This window comes from Roseiconus nitratireducens (assembly GCF_008629675.1).
Taxonomy (GTDB): domain Bacteria; phylum Planctomycetota; class Planctomycetia; order Pirellulales; family Pirellulaceae; genus Stieleria; species Stieleria nitratireducens.
Genome location: NZ_VWOX01000002.1, coordinates 82,207 through 101,679, shown reverse-complemented (window position 1 = coordinate 101,679; position 19,473 = coordinate 82,207). Strand labels below are relative to the sequence as shown.

The window sequence follows — 19,473 nt, the reverse complement described above, 5'->3', positions numbered from 1 at the left end:
GGTGCGTCGCCCACTCCAGAGTGCCAGTTGTGTAAACTGCGCGGCCCCCCCTTTGACGCGTTTCACTCGGACACCACGCCGACCTGCTCGCGTCAGCGACTTTCCCCACCGCACCGGCTCGGCACCCATGCAATATTCTCGACGGACGTTTTTGGCGCGATCGACACTGGTAGCCGCGTCGTCCACGGTCGCCTACCGGCTTGCCGCTGACGACCTGTCAAAGAATGACCGTCCCACCGTCGCGCTGATCGGAGCCGGTTGGCAGAGCGACACCAAACGCCGGGGACGAGGCATCGCAATCGGACAGCAGGCGACCGCGTTTGCGGACTTGCCGGTGATCTGTGAGTTGGATTCCGAGGCCGGAGAATTTGCCCGCGAACAGCTGACGGAGGGACGCGCCGAATTGGTCAACGACTACCGGCGGGTTCTGGATCGTCCGGAGATTGATGCCGTGCTGATCGCCACACCGGATCACTGGCACGCCAAGATCGCGATCGAGGCCATGCGTGCCGGCAAGGACGTCTACTGCGAGAAGCCGGTCGCGACGACGATCGAAGAAGGCAAGAAGATTCGGGAAACGGTGCACCAGACCGGGCGCGTGTTCCAGGTCGGGACGCAGCAGCGAAGTGAATATGACAGCCGATTCTTGAAAGCAATTGCCCTGGTCCGGGACGGCCGCGTCGGGAAACTGCAACGGATTCACATCGGATTGGGGCCGGGCTGGGAAGGCGGACCGTTCCAGACGGAGTCTGCCCCGGCAAGTTTGGATTGGGAACGGTGGCTGGGGCCCGCCCCCCTGACCGACTACATCAAGCAGCGCACCCACCGCACGTTTCGTTGGTGGTACGAATACGCCGGCGGGCAGATTTGCGATTGGGGCGCGCATCACGTGGATATCGCGCAATGGGCGATCGGCCAACAAGACGGGGGCCCCCGGGAAGTTGGCGGAACGGCGACCTGGAATCAGCCGTTGACCGAGACCGGAATGCCCACGCGTTCGGACAGCTACAACACACCGATCGACTTCTCGGTGACCTGCCAGTTCCCAAACGATGTCGAAATGGTGATCGATGCCGGCCGCAACGGCATCACCTTCGAGGGAGATCAAGGCCGGTTCTTTGTCAATCGTGGAACGCTGGAAGGCGTCCCGGTCCAGGCGCTTCGCCAACGTCCGTTACCCGAAGACGCGATCACCCGGCTTTACAACGGCAAGCCGCCAGTCTCCCATATGCAGAACTTCATGGAGTGTCTGAAGACGCGTGCGACACCGATCTCGGACATTGATTCCCACCATCGCATTCTGACGACCTGTCACCTGGCCAATCTTTCATTGCGACTCAATCGCACGTTGAAATGGGATGCCAAGGCGGAGCGCGTCTCCGGTGACGATGTCGCCAATGCTTTGATGGATCGCTCCTACCGTTCGGGCTATGAAATCGAAGGCGTTTAGAATCAAAGTGGCAATGGAAAAAGTAAAATACGGCTTGATCGGGTTCGGCGCCTGGGGACAGCACCACGCGGACGCAATCGCGAAGGCCAAGAACGCTGAACTGGTCGCAGTCGCCGCGCGCAGTGACGCTTCGGTTCAAGCGGCGCGAGACGCCTATCCAGACGCCGCGGTGACCAACGACTACCGGACGCTGTTGCAGCGTGACGATCTGGATGTGGTCGATGTGGTCGTTCCCAGTTACTTGCACCACGAGGTGGCGACGGCGGTCCTGAACTCAGGCAAGCACCTGTTGCTTGAAAAGCCGATGGGGATCTCGTTGGCGGAGTGCGATGCGATGATCACGCTGGCGCGACAGAAAGAACGACTGCTGTGCGTCGGACATGAGCTTCGCCTGTCCTCAATGTGGGGCAAAGCCAAACAGATGATTGACGAGGGTTACATCGGCAGTCCGCAGTATTGCCTGGTGGAACTTTCCCGCAATCCCTACCGATTGGGCGCCGACGGCTGGCGTTACGACATTCAGAGAGTCGGAAACTGGATTCTGGAAGAACCGATCCACTTCTTCGACCTCGCCCGCTGGTACTTGCAATCCGCCGGCGAGCCGGAACGGATTTATGCCACGGCCAATTCACGGAAACCCGATCATCCGGAGTTGCAGGACAATTTCAGCGCGATCATGCATTTCACCGGAAACGCCTACGCGGTTGTTTCTCAGACACTGAGCGCGTTTGAACATCACCAGACCGTGAAAATCACCGGTGAGAAGGGTGCGATGTGGGCATCGTGGAGTGGTGCGATGGACCGCACCCGCCATCCCACCTTTTCGCTGCGTGCTTTCGATGGAAAAGAAGTCGTGGAAGTTCCGATTGAAAAGCCGACCGGCGAGTTGTTCGAATTGGAAGACCAGATCGAACGCGTTGCCGACGCGATCCAGACGGGGCGTCCGCTGCATTGCACCGCCGAGGACGGACGTTGGTCGGTTGCCATGTGCCTGGCCGCGACCGCCTCGGTGAAGAGCGGTGCGCCCGAGCCGATCGATCGAATCGAAGCGCGTGGCTGATTGATTGCCGTCCAGACGTTTGCGATCTGCCGGACGCGAAGTTCCTCGCGATTCACCCTCCCTCCGGGAGGGTCAAAGGCGAGGCACGAGCCTTTGGGGAGGGTGCCTTACAGAAACAGCTTAAATCTATGGCGCCGGACGTGCCCTCCCCGCGTCGTCGCGGGGCTCCTCCGCGACCCTCCCGGAGGGAGGGTGTAGCAAAGCTGCACGACCTCCTTGGCTGTCATTCGTCACTTTGCGGTTGGAGCTGAGCGTTTGCGTCACCCTACTGTTCCCGGCTTCCTCGGCTAATCCTTTCGCGTCTCCAGCATCGCGTCCAACTCCGACAGTATGAAACGCGTACTGACGATCGAATGCTTCTCCGGTCCGGGCCGATACTTGACATAGGTCGTGGCAACAATGGTGCCGTCGGGAAGTTTCTCCACGCCCGGATAGCCGCAATCGGTGACCCGCTGCGCGTGATTGTGGAGCAGCTTGACTCGGCAAACGCCCGGGCGACCTTGTTTGATGTCGTCATACTTTCCGACCCAGGCGACGAAGTGACCGCGGGTGGGACTTTCGGGAGCCATGTCGCGAAACGCGATCACCCAGCGGCCGTCGTCGGTTTGGACCCCCATGTGACGATCACCGCTCAATCCCCAAGGTGTCGGAACCGGTTCGCTCCAGGTCTGGCCTTCGTCGCGCGAGAACATCATCAGGCTGCGTCCCCGGTGGGTGTTCTCACGCATCAGACAGCACAGCTCATCGCCATTGGGAGAGCGAAAGACAAACGGCTCGCAAGGGTTCTTCCCTTCCACGGCGGCAACCAAGACGGGTTCGGACCAGTGAAAGCCACCATCATCGCTGAGCGTTTGATAGACTCGCAACGGCGCGCGGTCCTCGCCATCCGGGCCCTTGTGATAGAGCCCCAGGTAGCGGCCGTCTTTCAGCCGCACCATGCTGCTGAAGGTCATCACGCAAGGGAAGCCCAACGGCTTCTGTTCCGTCCAGGTGGCGCCGCCGTCATCACTCATGATGCTGGGCATTCCGGGTCCGCCCCGGTGTCCCAGGGCCGCGGAGAAAACCCACAATCGCGAGACCCCTTGTCGATCCGTCATCCGGTAGATGCTGGGACAGTTTTGGTGTGTGGAAAATCCGGGTGGCAGCCCGTCGTCCAGCCGCCGCCAAGTCAAGCCGCCGTCGTCACTGCGTGCCATCGGTCCGGCGTGTCCGCCATGATTGACGCACCACACGCAGAACATCGTTTTGCCATCGGGCATCAACAACGTGGTGGGGTGTCCCTGATAGACCGCTTCACTTCCTTCGGCAATCACGACCTGACGCGACGTCTGGTCGGAAAGGTCCAGCAGTGGCAGATCGGGACCTTCAGCCGATGACCGGGGCGCGGCCACTACCAGCAGCACCAGTTGGAATCCCAAGACACACGCGCGGCAAACGGACGCACGACAAATGGACATAGGACGAAGACTTTTCAAGTTAGGCAGGAAATCAACATGGGTTGAGTGATGCGCGTGGCATGCGAGAAACGCTAGGCATCGGCTCACCGAAGAAGCTGAGCCCGCCGCTGCTCACCACATTCCAAGCAGGATCACCGCGGAGGCCTGTGGGACAGGCCTCCATCGGACGTCATGCCGGACAGCGAAGCGACCTGTCGGCGGGCGCCGGTCGACCGGTTCAGACGTTCTCGACGCTGGGAATCTCGTATCCCGGATTGTCGGCGTCCTTGAGCAAAACATTCGCCTCTTCGGAACGCTCGCCAACGAATCGCTCGCTGGAAGGATCGAATTCCAACATCGGTCCGAGGGTGTAGTTCGCGTCCTTGGCGGAAAGCCCGACACCGTCGGACATGATCCGGTGTAGCCGTCCGAAATGCTCCACGGCGTCTTCGTTGCCGCCAAAGTCCGTTGGCTTGGCAGAGAAGGGGACTTCGCTTCCGAGACGGTAGGAGTTGTTCATGATGTGGCCGAGCACGCATCCGTAGTGGGCATCGTGCACGTTGCCGTTGGCCATCGAGGGATCGTTGGCTCGCACGGCGGCGATGAACGCATTCCAGTTTCCGCCGGGCGTCACGTCCCCGGGTTCGATCTCCAGCGGTTCGGGTGACTTGGCGCCCGGACGCAGGATCTGGTACCTGCCTTCGCCGGTGATCACGCTTCCGTCTTCCAGGTAGTACTCATTGATCACCTGGCGTTTGTAGTCTTTGTAGTTCACGTTGCGGACATTGAAGAAGACCATTTGGCCGTTGGCATACTCCGCCATTGCGAACATCGTGTTGGGCGTTTCACCCTGATCGTCCCACTGGAAACGCCCGCCGATGGCCATCGCCCGAACCGGGTGGGTTTGGTCGTCGTCGATGGCCCACCGAGCGACGTCCAGTTGGTGCGTGCCCTGGTTGTTCAGGTCTCCGTTTCCGGTCGGCCAGAACCAGTGCCAATCGTAGGGGACGTAGTTGGCGTGGTAGTGGTCGATCACCGCAGGGCCCTTCCAGTGTTCCCAATCCAGATCTGCCGGCGGTTCGGAAATCGGTTCGAATCCGATCCCGTTGCGCGGCTTGCAGGCGTAGCCGTAAGCGATCTTCAGTCGCGGCAGCTTTCCGGATTTGAGTGCTTCATGGAGTCCCGCGACACCGGCATTGCTTCGTCGCTGGGTGCCGTGCTGAATCACCACGCCATACTTCTTTTGCGCTTCCACGGCGACGCGGCCTTCCGCAATGTCGTGGCTCATCGGTTTTTCCACGTAAACGTGTTTGCCCGCTTGAGCGCCCCAGATCGTCATCAGCGAGTGCCAATGGTTCGGGGTGGCGATTGAAATCGCGTCCAGGTTCGAATCATCCAAGGCACCGCGAATGTCGCCGATCCCTTTGGTGTTGAAGTTTCCCGCGGCGCGTCGTTCCATGCTGGCCATGGTGCGGCTGAGGACCTTTTTTGCCGGATCGACGACGTAGGCGATTTCGACATTCGACGCGTCGTTCCAACCATTGATATGCGATTGGCCGCGGCCGTTCAAACCGGCGACCGCGATCCGGACGCGGTCGTTGGCGCCCTTGATGGCGCCGCTGGCTTTGGTCCCGATGATCAGGAAGCTGCTCCCGGCCAATGAGGCTGCCGCGGAGGTCTTCAGGAAGTTTCTTCGTGAGGGCTGCGTGGAGGGGGACGCGGGCTGGTGATCAGATTTCATCGGATATTCCTCTGACAGGTGGGGCGTGAAGGAGGGAGCAGGCAGTGGACGAACCGATTGATGTCGACCGTCACCCTTCACCGTTGGTTCGGGTGTTGGTGACATGCCATGCGCTCTGGCGAAGTCGGTACCTGGAAACGCGCACGGATCACACGGCACTGTCTGGCGGCCGCCTAGCTTAACAAGTGACTCACCGCCTCAAGTGCGGCGCATGGTGGATTTGAGCCACCGAAACCAGGAAAAGATGGCAATTTACGGCTTTGAAGCGCCCAAATCCGCCCGCAAATTCGCAACGCGTTGGCGTATCGTCACAAAAAGAAAGTTAGACTGGTGGGTTACATTCTGCTCTCACTCCTGTATCAGGCACGATTCGTGATGAATAGCAACGATCGTTCGTTCCGCCGGACCACGGTGGGATTTCGCTGGACGGTTCCGCTGCTGGCGATGTTTTTTCTTTTTACGACCGGTGTCGACTTCGTTTGCGGCCAAGTCATTTATTCGCGTCGCAGCGTGGTCGCGGTTCCGGCGGGGATCCCGGTGTTGCCACCACCCTCAGCAACCGATCCCTGGCTGATGCCGCCGATGTGGGGGTCACCCGCACTCGCCCCGCGGTCGCGTGGGCTGCGAATCCGCGCTCCCTTCTTTTCGCTGTCCATCGGCGCCTCGATCCCACGCTACGATTGGCCGGATTATCCCGATTATGGTTACGGTTATCCTTACGACGGCTATCGGTCGTCGCTGCGGTATCGCGGATTGAGCGACGATCGATACGGCTCGCCGTGGTATGGCGACCGCTATCGCAGCGCGCCGCCGAACGCCATCGTCCGCTCTTATCGACCGTCGATCTCTGACCCGCCGATCACGGGTCAATACTTTGGGCCTTCCTACTCGCCGGGAGAGAACGGCGGGATTCCGGAACTGACCGACCCGTTGCCGACCGAGTATGCGGAGATCGATCCATTCTCTTCGCCCGCGACGCTACGTGAATCAGCGGAACTGTTGCTTCGCTCGTTGCAGCGCCAAGGAGAGCAGGGCCAGATTTGGATGGACTTCCTGGACCCCATGGCGGTGATCAACGCCGTGGATGCTGGACAGTCGCTGGACCAGCTCAACGATTTGCTGGGACGCTACAACGGCGTCAAACGCAATGCGGAACTGCGCCACATCGCCCGGCTTCCCGGATTCGAGAGCACCCGACTTCGTCTGAGTGAACTGGTTCAGGAGACACCGGTACCGTCCGGTCCAATCCCGTCGACCGAAGCCCTGGAATGGGAACTTCCGGTGGAACCCTCGGACGAAAGCCAGCCGTCGGCCGAAACCCCGGCGGTTGAGCCGGAGTCGGAATTGCAAGAGGGTGTGGAGATCCTGCCCAGTCCCGCAGCGGAACCGGAAACCATTTAGCGCGTTTCGACTGGTACGAACTGCCTGAAGGAAGCCGATGTGAACGAGCGGCAAGATGCCGAGTCGACACCCCTGTCCATCCTGTGCGTCATCCACTCACTTGACGGTGGCGGTGCGGAACGCGTCATGGCCGGGTTGGCTTCGCGACTGGCCCGGCGTCAGCATCGCGTGACCCTGGTCACGTACGCGGACACTGGCGGGGATCGCTATCCGCTCGACCCGGAGGTGCGACGGCGGTGTTTGGAACTTCGGCATGATGCAACCTGGCGGCCGGGAAAGTGGATGCAGGTCCGCCGACGCCATCGCGCGGTGGCGCGTGTCATGGCATCGGAATCTCCCGACGTTGTGCTCTCTTTTTGTGACCGCAACAACATCGATGTCCTGATGTCGGCGTCGCGCCGGTCGCCACCGATCGTCATTTGTGAGCGAAGCGATCCTGCCCAACAGTCGCTCGGGATGCTTTGGAATTCCCTGCGGCGCCGTGTCTACCATCGATCGTCTTCGGCGATCGCCCTGACGGAAACATCCGCCAGGTTTTTGCGACGCTTGTGTGATCGGGTGATCGTCATTCCGTCCGCCGTCGATCCGCCGCCGCTGGAATCAGATCGTGTCGCAGCGGCGGAGCGAAAAACCATCGTCGGTGTGGGCCGTTTGGAACCGGAGAAAGGCTTCGATCGCTTGATCGAAGCATTCGCCGGATTCTCCGAGCAGGATGCATCTTGGCGGCTGCTGATCTATGGCGAAGGATCCGAACGGGAGCAACTCCTGCAGCAGGCCGATCAGTTGGGAATCGCCGATCGTGTGGCACTCCCCGGCTGGGTTCGCCCGATCTGGCAGCCGTTGTCCGAAGCCACCGTGTTCTGTCTGCCCAGCCGATACGAAGGGTTTCCGTCGGCACTGTTGGAGGCCATGGCCTTGGGAGTGCCGTGTATCAGCGTGGATTGCGAGAGTGGACCGCGTGCGATCATTCAACACGGCATGAATGGTTTGCTCGTCGAGCCGTCGGTCGAAGGACTGCGCGAAGGATTGCAGCGCTGGGTCAACGAACCGGCGGAGCGTGAACGACTGGGGCGAGCCGGTAGATCCGTCGTGGAAGATTTCGGCTGGGACGCCATGGTGGACGCCTACGAACAGGAACTGCGAACGGTCGTGCGTTCCCGGCAAACGCCGCGCGAGCGGAGCTCAAGACCCTTGCTGCGATGGTTGCGTTGGTGGACCGGTTAGCGACTGGCCGCCTCATTGAACCTTGCGATCACCGCATCGGCCGATTGCACGGAGAGGCCGATTGTCGAGTGGCGTCGTTCGGGCACGCTAATGCACGGGCGGAAATCGACGGCCGGAGGTAGAGCAACGGGCGACCGTCGACCAACACCACCATCATCAAGTTGATGGGAATACCATCGGTCGTTCAAGCCGACACGAGTCGTTAAACACGCGGAGGCTGGTTCAACCACGCTCGTTTTGCCTCGCCTCCCCATACGCTTCACGCATCAAAGAGATTTTTACTCCCCTTCCCAGACTCTTACATAATCGACGAGCATTGAGACCGGAAACTCCTTCAATCGCGATTTCACTTCGGGCGATTGCATCGGATCCACTGGCAGATTTCGGTTGTTGTGGAAAGTCACGAAGGGCTTTCGCAATCCGAGTGAAACAGCGACGTGTTTTTCTCCATGCCAGTTTGTATTGGGTTTTCGAGCGATTTCTGCTCCGTCGATAAACCAGATGATTTCTTCGCGATTGACCTCACATCCGTAGACGTGGAACCCATCGCCCGGATGCCAAGACGCTCTCCATTTACCCAGTTGGTGATCCGGGAAACGCTTTGGGCGTCGCCATTGCCGAGCCCCGTTCTGCTTGACAACGCAATGCAGGTTCAGATCGATATCATGTGCGTCATCTTGATGGCCCTGATACCAATCGAGTTGCTGTAATTCCACTACATCGATTTCGCAGTAAATGGTCTCGCCTTCTGCCACATCATCATCGAAGCCACTGAAAAGCCAAAAGGCCGGACACGCTCCGGAAGCATTCCATCCGATGCCCTGGATCCGCGCCTCAAAATAGCCGTAGGTGAAGGTTCGATACGACTTCAAAATGCCCGATGAGAAATGGCGGCCGTCTTTCGGACCGTACCGCAGTGAGATTTTCGCATTTCCATCGGCAAGCTTGATATTTTCCGCATTGTCCCAGTTCCATGATGATGTCTCTGGTAACCCGCTTTGTTCTACCCATTTCCTCCAATCGAGGCTGTCACCGGAGAACTCGTCGGATGCGGCCCATCGAATTCCCCAAGTCTTATCTGAGTTGATCTCTGATACGGGCTGTTGGGCAATGACAGGATGGCTGGCGAAGGCAATGAGCGCAAGGACGTAAACAAATCGTCGCATAACTTGTCCGTAGCGAGCACATGTCTTCGCGAGGAGTGAAGTAGTGACCATCACGGTGAGTCGCTCGCTGGCTAAAGATTTTGCAGTGGCGTCGCAAAGAAGGTGATACTGCTTTTACTGCGACAATGCACTCGGAGCGGGCGGAAAGGTCGAATCTGGAGCTACGCGAGCACGTCTTCAATGACGTGTCCGTGTACGTTGGTAAGGCGACGTTCCAGACCGTTGTGGTAGTATGTCAGTCGTTCGTGATGGAGCCCCATCAGATGCAGGATCGTTGCGTTGAAATCATAGACGGTGGTTTCATTCACGGCGGTTTTAAAACCGAACTCGTCGCTTTCGCCGTAACTAAAGCCGCTCTTCACCCCTGCGCCGGCAAGAAAACACGTGAACGCGCTCGGATTGTGGTCGCGACCCGTGCCGTTAGCCTGCAGGAATGGCATACGGCCGAACTCCGTCGCCCACACCACGAGTGTGTGTTCCAGCAGGCCTCGCTGTTTTAAATCGGCGAGCAAGGCAGCCGTTGGCTGATCCATGATCTCGGCTTGCATCGCGTGCGTTTCGGCAATATTGGAATGGGAGTCCCAGTTCGTGATGCCGTTGCCGCCTGCGGGGTCACTGCCATTAAAGAGTTGGACGACTCGGACGCCTTGTTCCAACAACCGGCGGGCGAGAATACAGTTTCTAGCGTAGTGCCCCCGCAATTCGCTGCCGCCTTCGACGCCATATGCCTTGAGCGTGGACTCGGTTTCGCCCGACAGATCCATCACTTCGGGAACCGATGTCTGCATTCGGCCTGCCAATTCGTAACTTGCAATTCGGCCCGCCAGGTTCGCATCGCCCGGGTACATTTCAAGATGCTTCGCATTGAGACGCTTGAGCAATTGAACCGTTCCCCGATCCGCCTCGCCGCTGAACTCAGCCGGTCGTCGCAGATTATTCGGTGGGTTCTTTGCCGTGAAGTCCGTTCCTTGAAACGCGGCAGGGAGGAAACCGTTGCCAAAATTGTTCTTTCCGCTCCGTGCGAGACCGCGTGGGTCGTTGATGGCAACGAACGCGGGCAACTCTTGATTCTCAGTCCCCAGCGCGTACGTCACCCAGGCTCCAAACGACGGAAACCCCTCCATCGTGAAGCCGGTGTTCATGAAGTTCTCACCTTGTGGGTGAGCACTGGTATCGGTCGTCAGGGCATGCAGAAAGCAAAAGTCGTCGACTTGCCTGGCAAGGTGAGGCAGTAGTTCAGAAACCATCTTCCCCGTTTCGCCACGTGGTTTGAACTCCCAAAACGGCTTTGCGATATTGCCTGTCGGTCCCTCGAAGGTCACAGCCGGGATCCCTGGAGGCTTTTGGCCGTGAAGCTTCCACAATTCGGGCTTGTAGTCGAACGTGTCGACATGACTCACAGCACCAGGGCAATAGATGACCAAGACCTGTTTGGCCGGCATCTCGAAGTGAGGGTTGCGGGCCGCATAGGGATTGTTCGGGTCAATTTTCGGTCGAAGCGGCGGCTTACCACTTATCGTTTGTGTGTCGCTGGCCAACAGGCCATCGGCGTCAAGCAGACTCGTCAAAGCAAGCCCTGCCGTTGACAGACCCGCTGTCCCAAGGAACCCACGTCGATCGAGAAGTCGCCGACCTTGTGCTGAAAGATGTTCAGGATTGATCATGGTAGAAATGCAAATTCGTTGGAATTGATGATGGCGCGACACACCAGTGGTAAGCCACTCGCACTGGCCAGTTCAAGACAGTCTCGTCGCTCGTCCGCATCGGGTGCGCGACCAAGAAGAAGCTCAAAGCAGCGATCAACAGACTTGACCTCATCGCCACCGGCTTCCTTCTCCGCTCGCTCGGCGATTAACTCTGACTGTTCCACCACAAAGTCGCTGTTCATCAGATTCAAGGCCTGTAGCGGAGTTGTCGAAACAGGACGTTTTGCTCTCACTTGTCCGCAGTCGGGAAAGTCAAAGGCCGTGAACAATTGGTCGTCGACGCGGCGCATCCGCTCTTGATAAATCATTCGCCGCCAGGTGTCAGAACCGTGATTGTCGGTGACTTGCCATTGGGCATAGGTGTCCTTTTCATTGTGAATGCGATAGCTTTTTCCTCCGATCGTGGTGTCGAGAACGCCAGATGCCTGAAGCACGGCATCTCGAATCACTTCCGCCTCGACCCGCTTGGGAGGATATCGCCACAGCAGTTGCGACCCGGCATCAACCTTCAGCGCAGAATCTCTCGGATGGCTGGACTGCCGAAAAGCATCGGACAAGACAAGTAAACGGATGATCGACTTCACCGACCATGCAGGTCGTTGCGAAACCGTCGGCTCGGTGAATTCGGCGGAAAGCCAGTCAAGCAATTCAGGATGCGTGGGCGGTGCCCCCGCATTTCCGAAATCGCTGGTCGTCGGAACGAGTCCATTTCCAAACAGATGATGCCAGATTCGGTTGACCATCACTCGTGCCGTCAGCGGATGATCGGACTTGGTGATCCAAGCAGCGAAGGTCCGTCGACGGCGAGGACCCGATGTCTCAGAAGTTAAGTCGAGATCACCGCCGAGCATCTTGGGGCCAGCCGGAAACACTTCATCACGCGGGCTCTCAGGGCTTCCACGCAGTAAAACTCGGGTGATTTCCGGTTCGATCAGTCGTCCGACAAAACTCGGCCGGGGTCCCTCTTCAGACAGACACGCGATGGAACGCTGAATCTTATCAAGCAGTTTTTTTCGCTCGGGGTGCTCTTGGTTGAGCTTTTTATTGACGCTCCAAGTGCCGACCCAGGGTTGCCACTCGCCGGTATCTGTCATCACGTCAACGTCAAACTCATACCTCGGTAGATTTGGCTTTTTCGTCAGGTAATCGGTCTCGTAGAAGTACTCACGATTGTTACTCACACGCAGCCGATTGATCGTCTCTGCCTTTTCGAATTCGAACCGAACCCAGGGGCGATCCTCGTCTTTTTCGACTTGGGCTCGCCAAATCATCGTGCCGTAATCTCCATCGTTGATCCGTTGAATCGGATTCCGGGTTTCGAATCCTTTTTCCGGGTGCCCAGAAACCCTGGTGCCGCGGCTCGCCAGAGCGAGGTTCAAATTCTGAGCGTCGGGACCAAGCACCTCCAATTCATCCACGAAGACGTTCGCCATTTTGAAGCGAATGCGAATCGCTTTCGTGGACACCGGTTTGAAGTGCAATTCACGGTAGGCGCCCCAGTCTTCTTCCCAACCGCCCATTTGCTTTAGCTGTTGTCTCTGCTCGGCGATCTGCCTCCACAACTCCGCACCACGCTCGCGTAGCGGATGGTCGGGTGAGTATTCAGGATGCCGACTTCCAAATTCAATGTCTTGGAAAACGGCCGTCATGGCGTAATAGTCGCGAATCGAAATGGGATCAAATTTGTGGTTGTGGCAGCGGGCACATCCAATTGTGACACCCATGACCGAGGCACCGACCGTCTGCATGATTTCGTCCATGCGATCCGCTCGCGCCTGGCGAATCGCGGCAGGCTCGCGGCCGACCGTGGCAGCGGGAACGTGTGGGCCTGCAACAAGAAATCCGGTCGCTTCGCCAACCCCCATCGTGTCGCCGGCAATCTGTTCGCGTAGAAACTGATCGTATGGCTTATCTTCATTGAAAGAACGAATGACGTAATCGCGATAGATCCAGGCGTTCTTGCGATACAAATTCGCCTCAGAGCCGTTTGTTTCCGCCCAGCGAATGACGTCGAGCCAATGTTGTGCCCACCGCTCGCCAAAGTGCGGAGAATCCAACAGGCGATCAACCGCCTCGGTGTACGCTTTTTCAGGGTCGCTTGCGAAAGCCGCGAGGAATTCCTTCGTTTGCTCCGGTGTCGGAGGTAACCCGGTCAGCACGATCGAGACCCGGCGGAGCAGAGAGCGGGGATCGGCTGGTTGGGAATATGAGAGATCATGCTCTTCCAGCTTGTTCAGCAGAAAGGCATCAATCGGCTTGCCAACATCATCACGCTCAACCTGTTGGGGAACTTCAGGTCGAACGACTTGCTGAAATGACCACAGATCAACTTCGTCTTCAGCTGCCTCCTCCATCTGGCCCGGCCACCTGGCACCTTCTTGGATCCAACGCGTGATCAAGTCGATTTGTTCTTGGGGAAGTTTGTCCTCATCGGGGGGCATCGCCATGTCCGGATCGACGTGGTTGATGACCTCAATCAAATAGCTCTTGTCAGGTTTTCCCGGAACCAACGCCGCCAGTCCCGAGTCTCCGCCACGAATCATGCTCACACGGCGATCAAGCCGAAGACCTGACTCTTGCTCGTCTTCTCCATGACAAAAAAGGCAATTGTCTTCCAAGATCGGCAATACATCTTGTTCGAAATCCACCGCCGACAATGTTGGCGCCAGAAAACATTGAAACGTGCCAACCGTGATCAAAAACAGGACGCTTCGGCTCATTTCGCTGCCTCCCATCCGGCGGAGTGTTGTGCAATCAGGCGCTCGACCAACTCTGGATGCTGCTGAGCGATGTTTCGAGTCTCGCCGGGATCAGAGTGGTGATCGAACAGTTCAACGTAGAGTGGCGGTGCTTGCAGATCGCGTCGGTCTTTCCACAGCACCAAACGGTATCGATCCGTTCGCATCGTGAATCCGGTGAGGTGTTGCTCAAATAATTCACGATCCCACCGCTCACCCATTTGTGACTTGATACGGTTCTCAACCTCAGCGATCAGCGGACCAAACCAGGTTTCTCGCATCGCGGGCGACAAGGGATTGGCGGCCCATTCACGCAGCGCCGGATTGGGATACTGGCTGAAGGCGGCTTTCTTCCAGGGCTTGTGTGGGTCATCGAGGAGAGGTGCAAAGCTATGTCCCTCAAGATGCTCGGGCTTGGACAATCCCGCCAATTCGCAAAGCGTCGGAAAGATGTCCACCAACTCGACCAACGCCTCCGTCTTTGCGCCACGCGTCTTCATCTCGGGGGTCCAGATCATCAATGGCACACGAGTCGCGATCTCGTAATTGGTTGCCTTGCCCCAAACTCCCATGTCCCCGAGGTGCCAACCATGGTCACCCCAGACGACGATGATCGTATTGTCACGAACACCGGCTCTCTCTAACGCGTCGATCAATTGACCGATCAGAGCATCCACGTAGCTGGTGCTGGCTAGGTAGGCGTGTTTGAGTGTCCGCGACAGGTCGTCACCGAGCGGACCGGACTTTGGGATGCCGGCACGTGTGCGAAGTTCGAACGACGCGTGCAACCCCATCGCCGCACCGCCGATCGGTGCCGATGTTTCGCGGGCCATCGGGATGTCGGCGGGATTGTAAAGGTCCCAATATTTTGCTGGGGCACACCAATTGAGGTGCGGCAACTTGTAGCCCATCGCCAAGAAGAACGGCTTGTCCTTGTCAGCAACAAGCTGGTTCAATGTCGCAATTGCTTTTTCCGTGTTGTAGCCGTCGATATAGGCGGTATCGGCCACGTCCGCCTTTTCGTAGGCTGGTCCGCTGGCTAATCCGCGTTTTGCCGCGTCCCCGTATTTGGCGATCATCGCATTGCGGTCTTCCGCTTGGATGCGTTGATTCTCCGGCAAGCGAAACGTTCCGTTCGGTGGCTTGATTCCTTTGAGCCATTTGACCGGATCGCGGCTCCACGATACGCCTTCGTCCGTATCGCCATTGTGAAAGATTTTTCCGCAATAAACGGTCTCGTAGCCGCCTGCAATGAAGTGTTGCGGCAACGTCACGATGTCCGGTTGAAGTTCGCGCAGGGCAACGTAGTTATGGAAGAGCCCGGTCGTTTCCGGGCGAGCTCCAGTCAGCAAACTCGCTCGCGAAGGCCGGCAGATCGCTTGCTGGCAGTAGGCTCGCTCGAATAGCAATCCGTCGCCGGCTAAGCGATCGAGGTTCGGCGTGATGGCAACGGGTGAACCGTAACAACCGAGTTCGGGACGCAAATCATCGACGGCAATGAAGAGCACATTGGGCTTGTCGGCCGCGCCTGCGGACAGCGGAACGCACGACAGGATTAGAATGGCCAGGTATCGCAGCACCGCAGCCGGTCGTTGTGATCTTTTAGTATCCAAGCGGTTTTCCCTGTTCATAAATCTCACGAATCTCTTCTTCTTCAAGTGCAGCGTTGTAAATCGCAAGTTCGTCGATCGTTCCATTCAGATTACGGACCGCGAACCAGGGTGTCTTTCGAAACGGCTGGCCCCAATTCCCGATCTCGGCTGGCCCGATCTTCAAATCCTCGATGTAGAACTTTTCTGGAATCCGTTCGTCGCTCAATCGCTGTCCGTTGACGTATTGGGTCACCCGTCGTCCGATCGGATCGTAAACCGCGACCAAATGAAACCATCGACCACTTTGGGAGATGTCCCAGAACGGTTCGGAGTAGTAGACCTTCGCCAGCCCTGCGGCTTTGACCTCCGCGTTATCACGTTGGCTAAAATGACGAACTTCCTGAGTGTCATCGACCATGACCGAAAACATCAACGATCCATCTTCCCGGATCTGCCAATGCAGTTCTCCGGTCTCGTACCCGTCGCTCATAAACAGTGCGTTGTAGACATGATCGAGGCTATCGATGCGAACCCAAGTAGCAAACGTGAAAGCTTCAAATCGTTGGTCAATTCTGGTCCGTGCTCGCGCACCGATTCGGTCAAATTCCAGGCCAGTTGATGGCTGCCCAAATCGCCCGTTAGTCCTCTCGACAGGACCCACCAGCGTCGCCTCGTTGCCTTGGCGCTCACGTGCCGAGTTGGGGACGGTTCGTCCCTCCGGCATGTTAGCGATTCTGTAATACGCGACTAAACGCTCGTCTTCAGCCCTCTGCCGGGAATACCGATTCCAGGCAGCAAACCGCTGAGCCTCGGCATCATCGCGCTGCTGTTCGACGTCAAGCGAAAGGTCGATCGAGGTGTCGGGATTCGCTTGACCGGACTGTCCAAGCCATCGTTGCTGTCCGCTTGTTAAGTGAATGCCGTCATGCATTCCACCCTTGAGCGCGACTTCACCGTCCAATACTTCGACGCGTGCATTCTCGGCATCAATGTCCAAGGCGAATTCAGTGCCCAGATCGACGATTTCAGTCTCATCAGCATGAACAACAAACCCCCGTGCGGCCGGCGGAACGCGAGCACGCAATCGCCCCTGACTGACTTTGACGGACCAGTCTGATTGAACCTCGAGATCTGCGGGGCCTTCGACGGTTAAGGTCGCTCCACAGAAGAATTCAATTTCCGCGATACCCGCGTCGAATCGCAGTCGGCCATTGGGGATGACGTCACCATCGCGATAAGGCCTGGTGTTCTTCGCCCACTGGACAGAGACCGAACGGTGCAGCATCGCGTGGCCCGCAACCGTTTGTTCCTGATTGTTACCTGTGGATTCATTTTCGCCCGCTCGTTGCCGACCCGGATCGGTACCTACCAAGTAGCCGGCCAAACCGACTGCAATCAACAAGATTGCCGCTGATGCGAAAATCATCAGTCGTCGCGAAAACGATGACACAAGAGGCGTCGTGGCTCGCGAGCGAGTTTTCTTTTCGATGTCGCCGTCCAACGAATCATCTGCCAAAGACTCGGCAAACACCTCGCCTGGATAAATCGCACACAGAGCTTCATGGTTGTCGAGCAGCTCGTGATAACGTTCAACCGCAGCGGGGGATTCCCGCAAAACACGATTCAGGTCCAAACGTTGTTGATCAGAAAGTTTTCCGTCCACGAGGGCCGAAATCAGAATGTCGATTTCATCGTCGGGATTGCCGTTCATGCCTGCCCCTCCGTTTCCAACTTCATGCGGACACAGTCCCGCAGCTGAGCCCGGATGCGAGACAATTGCATCGCGACCGCGTCAGCTGACTTTGATGCGGCATTGGCGATGTCTGCGATGGGAATCCCATCTCGGTATCGCTCTTGTATCAGGTTGCGATCTTGCCTCTTGAGGCGTTCCATGCAGTGCCTGAGAAAGGGAATTCGCTGATCGACGGACTCGATCTCCTGGTCTACGGAACGCTCAAGCAGTTGGTTGACGTCATCGGTGAAGATCAACCTTTGAGCGCCCTCTGATTTTCGCCACGCCATGACCTGAAATTTGGCGATCGTGAACGCCCATGCTGCAAAGCTCGACCCGGGCTCGAATTCGTCCTGTTTCCGGCAGAGCACCAGATTCGTTCGCTGCAGCACTTCGAGTGTTTGCTCGCGGTCGGCCAATCGCTTCAAGATAAACCCGTACAGTCGCGGTTGGATGCTCGCCATCTCCACGGCGAGATCTTGTTCGGGGGGTGACGACGATGACGGATTAGAGTGACTCATTGCAAAGTGAATAGACGTGCGGGGGCAAAGCTAACAGGAAAAGAGAGCCTTTTTCTGGAAGACCGTTAGGTTCGTGGTTCAAGGGCTATCTACATCAGTAATCGACGCTATCACTCCATCGCTTGCCTGGGCCATGAACAGAATCATTCAGATCGCGGTTGCTCTCTGCTGTTTCGCCGTGGGCTCGCACCCGACGCATGCTGGCGGAAACGACACAAGGCCGAACATCCTGCTGATCCTTTGTGATGACCTCGGCTACGCGGACGTGGGGTTCAATGCGGAGCTTTTTGGCGTTCGGACCGAAGTGGTCACCCCGAACATCGACGCCATCGCCAAGGCTGGAATGGTCTTTAGGCAGGCGTACGTTGCCCATCCATTCTGTGGCCCAAGTCGAATGGGACTGATGTCGGGGCGGATGCCCCATTGCTTTGGGGGCCAGAAGAATCTCCCCGATGTCGCGAAAAACTTAGAGGACTACAATGACAAAGGCATCCCTCAAAGCGAGACCTTGATCAGCACGCTACTGCAGCGATCAGGCTATCGAACCGGCTGCATCGGCAAGTGGCACATGGGCGATGCGAAGCCTTTCCGGCCCTGCGCTCGCGGCTTTGACCACTTCTTTGGGTTCCTCGGCGGTGGGCACCACTATTTCCCATCGGTGACGGACAAAACCCATCCGAAAGTCAACGACTACCAGTATCTGTTGCGTCGAAGCGATGACACCGTGCTATCGCCCGATGGCGAGTATCTCACGGACATGTTCTCCGAAGAAGCTGTCTCATTCATCACGCAACAATCCGACGAGCCATTTTTTCTGTATTTGGCCTACAACGCACCGCATTCACCGCTCCAGGGGAAAGCGGAAGATCTGCTTCATCTCTTTCCCAACCATCAACCGAGCAATCCTGCCAACGGGATCGACTTTCATGACTATTCAAAGCGCCAGAACTACGTCGCAATGGTGTACGCGGTTGATCGCGGTATCGGACAGATCGCCAATGCCCTCCGAGACCCGAATCGAGACGGCGAAGACTCGGATTCGATCATGGAATCCACGTTGATTGTGTTCTTAAGTGACAATGGAGGCAAGATTCTTCAGGCAGGCAATAATGCGCCGCTGAGCGATGACAAGGGGTCAACACATGAAGGGGGAATCCGCGTCCCGATGTTCATGCACTGGCCAAGAGCGATTACTGCGGGTTCAGTTTTTAATGATCCAATTCTTGCGATGGATCTTTATCCAACATTCGCGGGGCTCGCGCAAACAACGGTACCAGCGGAAAAGGTGCTCGATGGAAAGGACATCTGGAACGACATCCAGTCTGGAACCAACCCCCATGCGGAAGAATTCATTCCGTGGCTCCGCCACCATGGATCGGGCAACGAGGTGGCCATTCGCAAGGGCGACATGAAGGCGTACCGGAAAATGGGCGGCAAATGGCAAATCCACAACATCGTCGATGATCCGGGTGAGACGACAAATGTTGCCGATCAGAACGCCGATCTTCTCAGAGAACTCGTATCGGCAGGATACGCTTGGTCCAAGACCCTACAAGACCCGCGGTGGCACGACACCGCAGCCAGTCTGGAAAGTTGGATCGAGAACCAGATGCCGGGCTATCACTCAACTTTCCAAATTCATCGCTAATGCTCGGTTGTTAAATCGAACTTCACGATTCGAGGAAAGTGAAATCGACTGTGCAGAT

General features: G+C 57.5%; 13 protein-coding genes. 5 read left to right on the top strand and 8 right to left on the bottom strand.

The window, feature by feature from the left end; translation table 11 throughout:
* The first annotated feature begins 127 nt into the window (after positions 1–127).
* Together FYK55_RS03025 and FYK55_RS03020 are read left to right on the top strand one after the other, a co-directional pair.
* On the top strand, positions 128–1,450 hold the full coding sequence (locus FYK55_RS03025; RefSeq protein WP_161604276.1) for a Gfo/Idh/MocA family protein: 1,323 nt from the start codon (positions 128–130) through the stop codon (positions 1,448–1,450).
* Positions 1,451–1,463: 13 nt separating this feature from the next.
* Complete coding sequence (locus tag FYK55_RS03020; protein ID WP_150074755.1) at positions 1,464–2,510, top strand: Gfo/Idh/MocA family protein; 1,047 nt, start codon at positions 1,464–1,466, stop codon at positions 2,508–2,510.
* Between the two features lie 287 nt (positions 2,511–2,797).
* On the opposite strand, the gene FYK55_RS03015 is transcribed toward FYK55_RS03020, so the two are convergent.
* Both FYK55_RS03015 and FYK55_RS03010 read right to left on the bottom strand, forming a co-directional pair.
* Positions 2,798–3,967 carry a sialidase family protein gene (locus FYK55_RS03015; protein WP_150074753.1) on the bottom strand — a complete coding sequence of 390 codons (1,170 nt, stop codon included), beginning with the start codon at positions 3,965–3,967 and terminating at the stop codon, positions 2,798–2,800.
* Positions 3,968–4,184: 217 nt separating this feature from the next.
* The gene (locus FYK55_RS03010) at positions 4,185–5,687 is read right to left on the bottom strand and encodes a Gfo/Idh/MocA family protein (protein WP_150074751.1); all 1,503 of its coding nucleotides are present in this window, start codon (positions 5,685–5,687) and stop codon (positions 4,185–4,187) included.
* 375 nt (positions 5,688–6,062) lie between these two features.
* Between FYK55_RS03010 and FYK55_RS03005 the strand changes: the two genes are divergently transcribed.
* Both FYK55_RS03005 and FYK55_RS03000 read left to right on the top strand, forming a co-directional pair.
* A complete protein-coding gene (locus tag FYK55_RS03005) occupies positions 6,063–7,088 on the top strand; it encodes a hypothetical protein (protein ID WP_150074749.1) in 1,026 nt (341 codons plus the stop codon).
* A gap of 39 nt (positions 7,089–7,127) precedes the next feature.
* Positions 7,128–8,312, top strand: a complete 1,185-nt coding sequence (locus FYK55_RS03000) for a glycosyltransferase family 4 protein (RefSeq protein ID WP_150074747.1) — start codon at positions 7,128–7,130, stop codon at positions 8,310–8,312.
* A gap of 278 nt (positions 8,313–8,590) precedes the next feature.
* Here FYK55_RS03000 and FYK55_RS02995 read toward each other — a convergent pair whose 3' ends face one another.
* The 6 genes from FYK55_RS02995 to FYK55_RS02970 all read right to left on the bottom strand — a co-directional run bounded on the left by FYK55_RS02995 (position 8,591) and on the right by FYK55_RS02970 (position 17,710).
* A complete protein-coding gene (locus FYK55_RS02995; RefSeq protein WP_161604275.1) occupies positions 8,591–9,478 on the bottom strand; it encodes a family 16 glycosylhydrolase in 888 nt (295 codons plus the stop codon).
* Positions 9,479–9,639: 161 nt separating this feature from the next.
* Entirely contained in the window at positions 9,640–11,142 is a 1,503-nt protein-coding gene (locus tag FYK55_RS02990) for a DUF1501 domain-containing protein (protein ID WP_201743610.1), read from the bottom strand.
* On the bottom strand, positions 11,139–13,904 hold the full coding sequence (locus tag FYK55_RS02985) for a PSD1 and planctomycete cytochrome C domain-containing protein (RefSeq protein ID WP_235908386.1): 2,766 nt from the start codon (positions 13,902–13,904) through the stop codon (positions 11,139–11,141). Before FYK55_RS02985 ends, FYK55_RS02990 begins: the two co-directional genes overlap by 4 nt.
* On the bottom strand, positions 13,901–15,490 hold the full coding sequence (locus FYK55_RS02980; protein WP_390621706.1) for a sulfatase: 1,590 nt from the start codon (positions 15,488–15,490) through the stop codon (positions 13,901–13,903). Before FYK55_RS02980 ends, FYK55_RS02985 begins: the two co-directional genes overlap by 4 nt.
* A 34-nt stretch (positions 15,491–15,524) precedes the next feature.
* On the bottom strand, positions 15,525–17,225 hold the full coding sequence (locus FYK55_RS02975; protein ID WP_150074741.1) for a LamG-like jellyroll fold domain-containing protein: 1,701 nt from the start codon (positions 17,223–17,225) through the stop codon (positions 15,525–15,527).
* The gene (locus FYK55_RS02970) at positions 17,222–17,710 is read right to left on the bottom strand and encodes a sigma-70 family RNA polymerase sigma factor (protein WP_161604274.1); all 489 of its coding nucleotides are present in this window, start codon (positions 17,708–17,710) and stop codon (positions 17,222–17,224) included. Before FYK55_RS02970 ends, FYK55_RS02975 begins: the two co-directional genes overlap by 4 nt.
* A gap of 130 nt (positions 17,711–17,840) precedes the next feature.
* Between FYK55_RS02970 and FYK55_RS02965 the strand changes: the two genes are divergently transcribed.
* The gene (locus tag FYK55_RS02965) at positions 17,841–19,415 is read left to right on the top strand and encodes a sulfatase-like hydrolase/transferase (RefSeq protein ID WP_235908385.1); all 1,575 of its coding nucleotides are present in this window, start codon (positions 17,841–17,843) and stop codon (positions 19,413–19,415) included.
* Positions 19,416–19,473: the final 58 nt, after the last annotated feature.

Bases quoted from the DNA above. Each gene is read 5' to 3' on its own strand.
- FYK55_RS03010 (WP_150074751.1), bottom strand. From the start codon at position 5,687: ATGAAATCTGATCACCAGCCCGCGTCCCCCTCCACGCAGCCCTCACGA.
- FYK55_RS03025 (WP_161604276.1), top strand. From the start codon at position 128: ATGCAATATTCTCGACGGACGTTTTTGGCGCGATCGACACTGGTAGCC.
- FYK55_RS03020 (WP_150074755.1), top strand. From the start codon at position 1,464: ATGGAAAAAGTAAAATACGGCTTGATCGGGTTCGGCGCCTGGGGACAG.
- FYK55_RS03005 (WP_150074749.1), top strand. From the start codon at position 6,063: ATGAATAGCAACGATCGTTCGTTCCGCCGGACCACGGTGGGATTTCGC.
- FYK55_RS02985 (WP_235908386.1), bottom strand. From the start codon at position 13,904: ATGAGCCGAAGCGTCCTGTTTTTGATCACGGTTGGCACGTTTCAATGT.
- FYK55_RS03015 (WP_150074753.1), bottom strand. From the start codon at position 3,967: ATGTCCATTTGTCGTGCGTCCGTTTGCCGCGCGTGTGTCTTGGGATTC.
- FYK55_RS02970 (WP_161604274.1), bottom strand. From the start codon at position 17,710: ATGGCGAGCATCCAACCGCGACTGTACGGGTTTATCTTGAAGCGATTG.
- FYK55_RS02975 (WP_150074741.1), bottom strand. From the start codon at position 17,225: ATGAACGGCAATCCCGACGATGAAATCGACATTCTGATTTCGGCCCTC.
- FYK55_RS02995 (WP_161604275.1), bottom strand. From the start codon at position 9,478: ATGCGACGATTTGTTTACGTCCTTGCGCTCATTGCCTTCGCCAGCCAT.
- FYK55_RS02990 (WP_201743610.1), bottom strand. From the start codon at position 11,142: ATGATCAATCCTGAACATCTTTCAGCACAAGGTCGGCGACTTCTCGAT.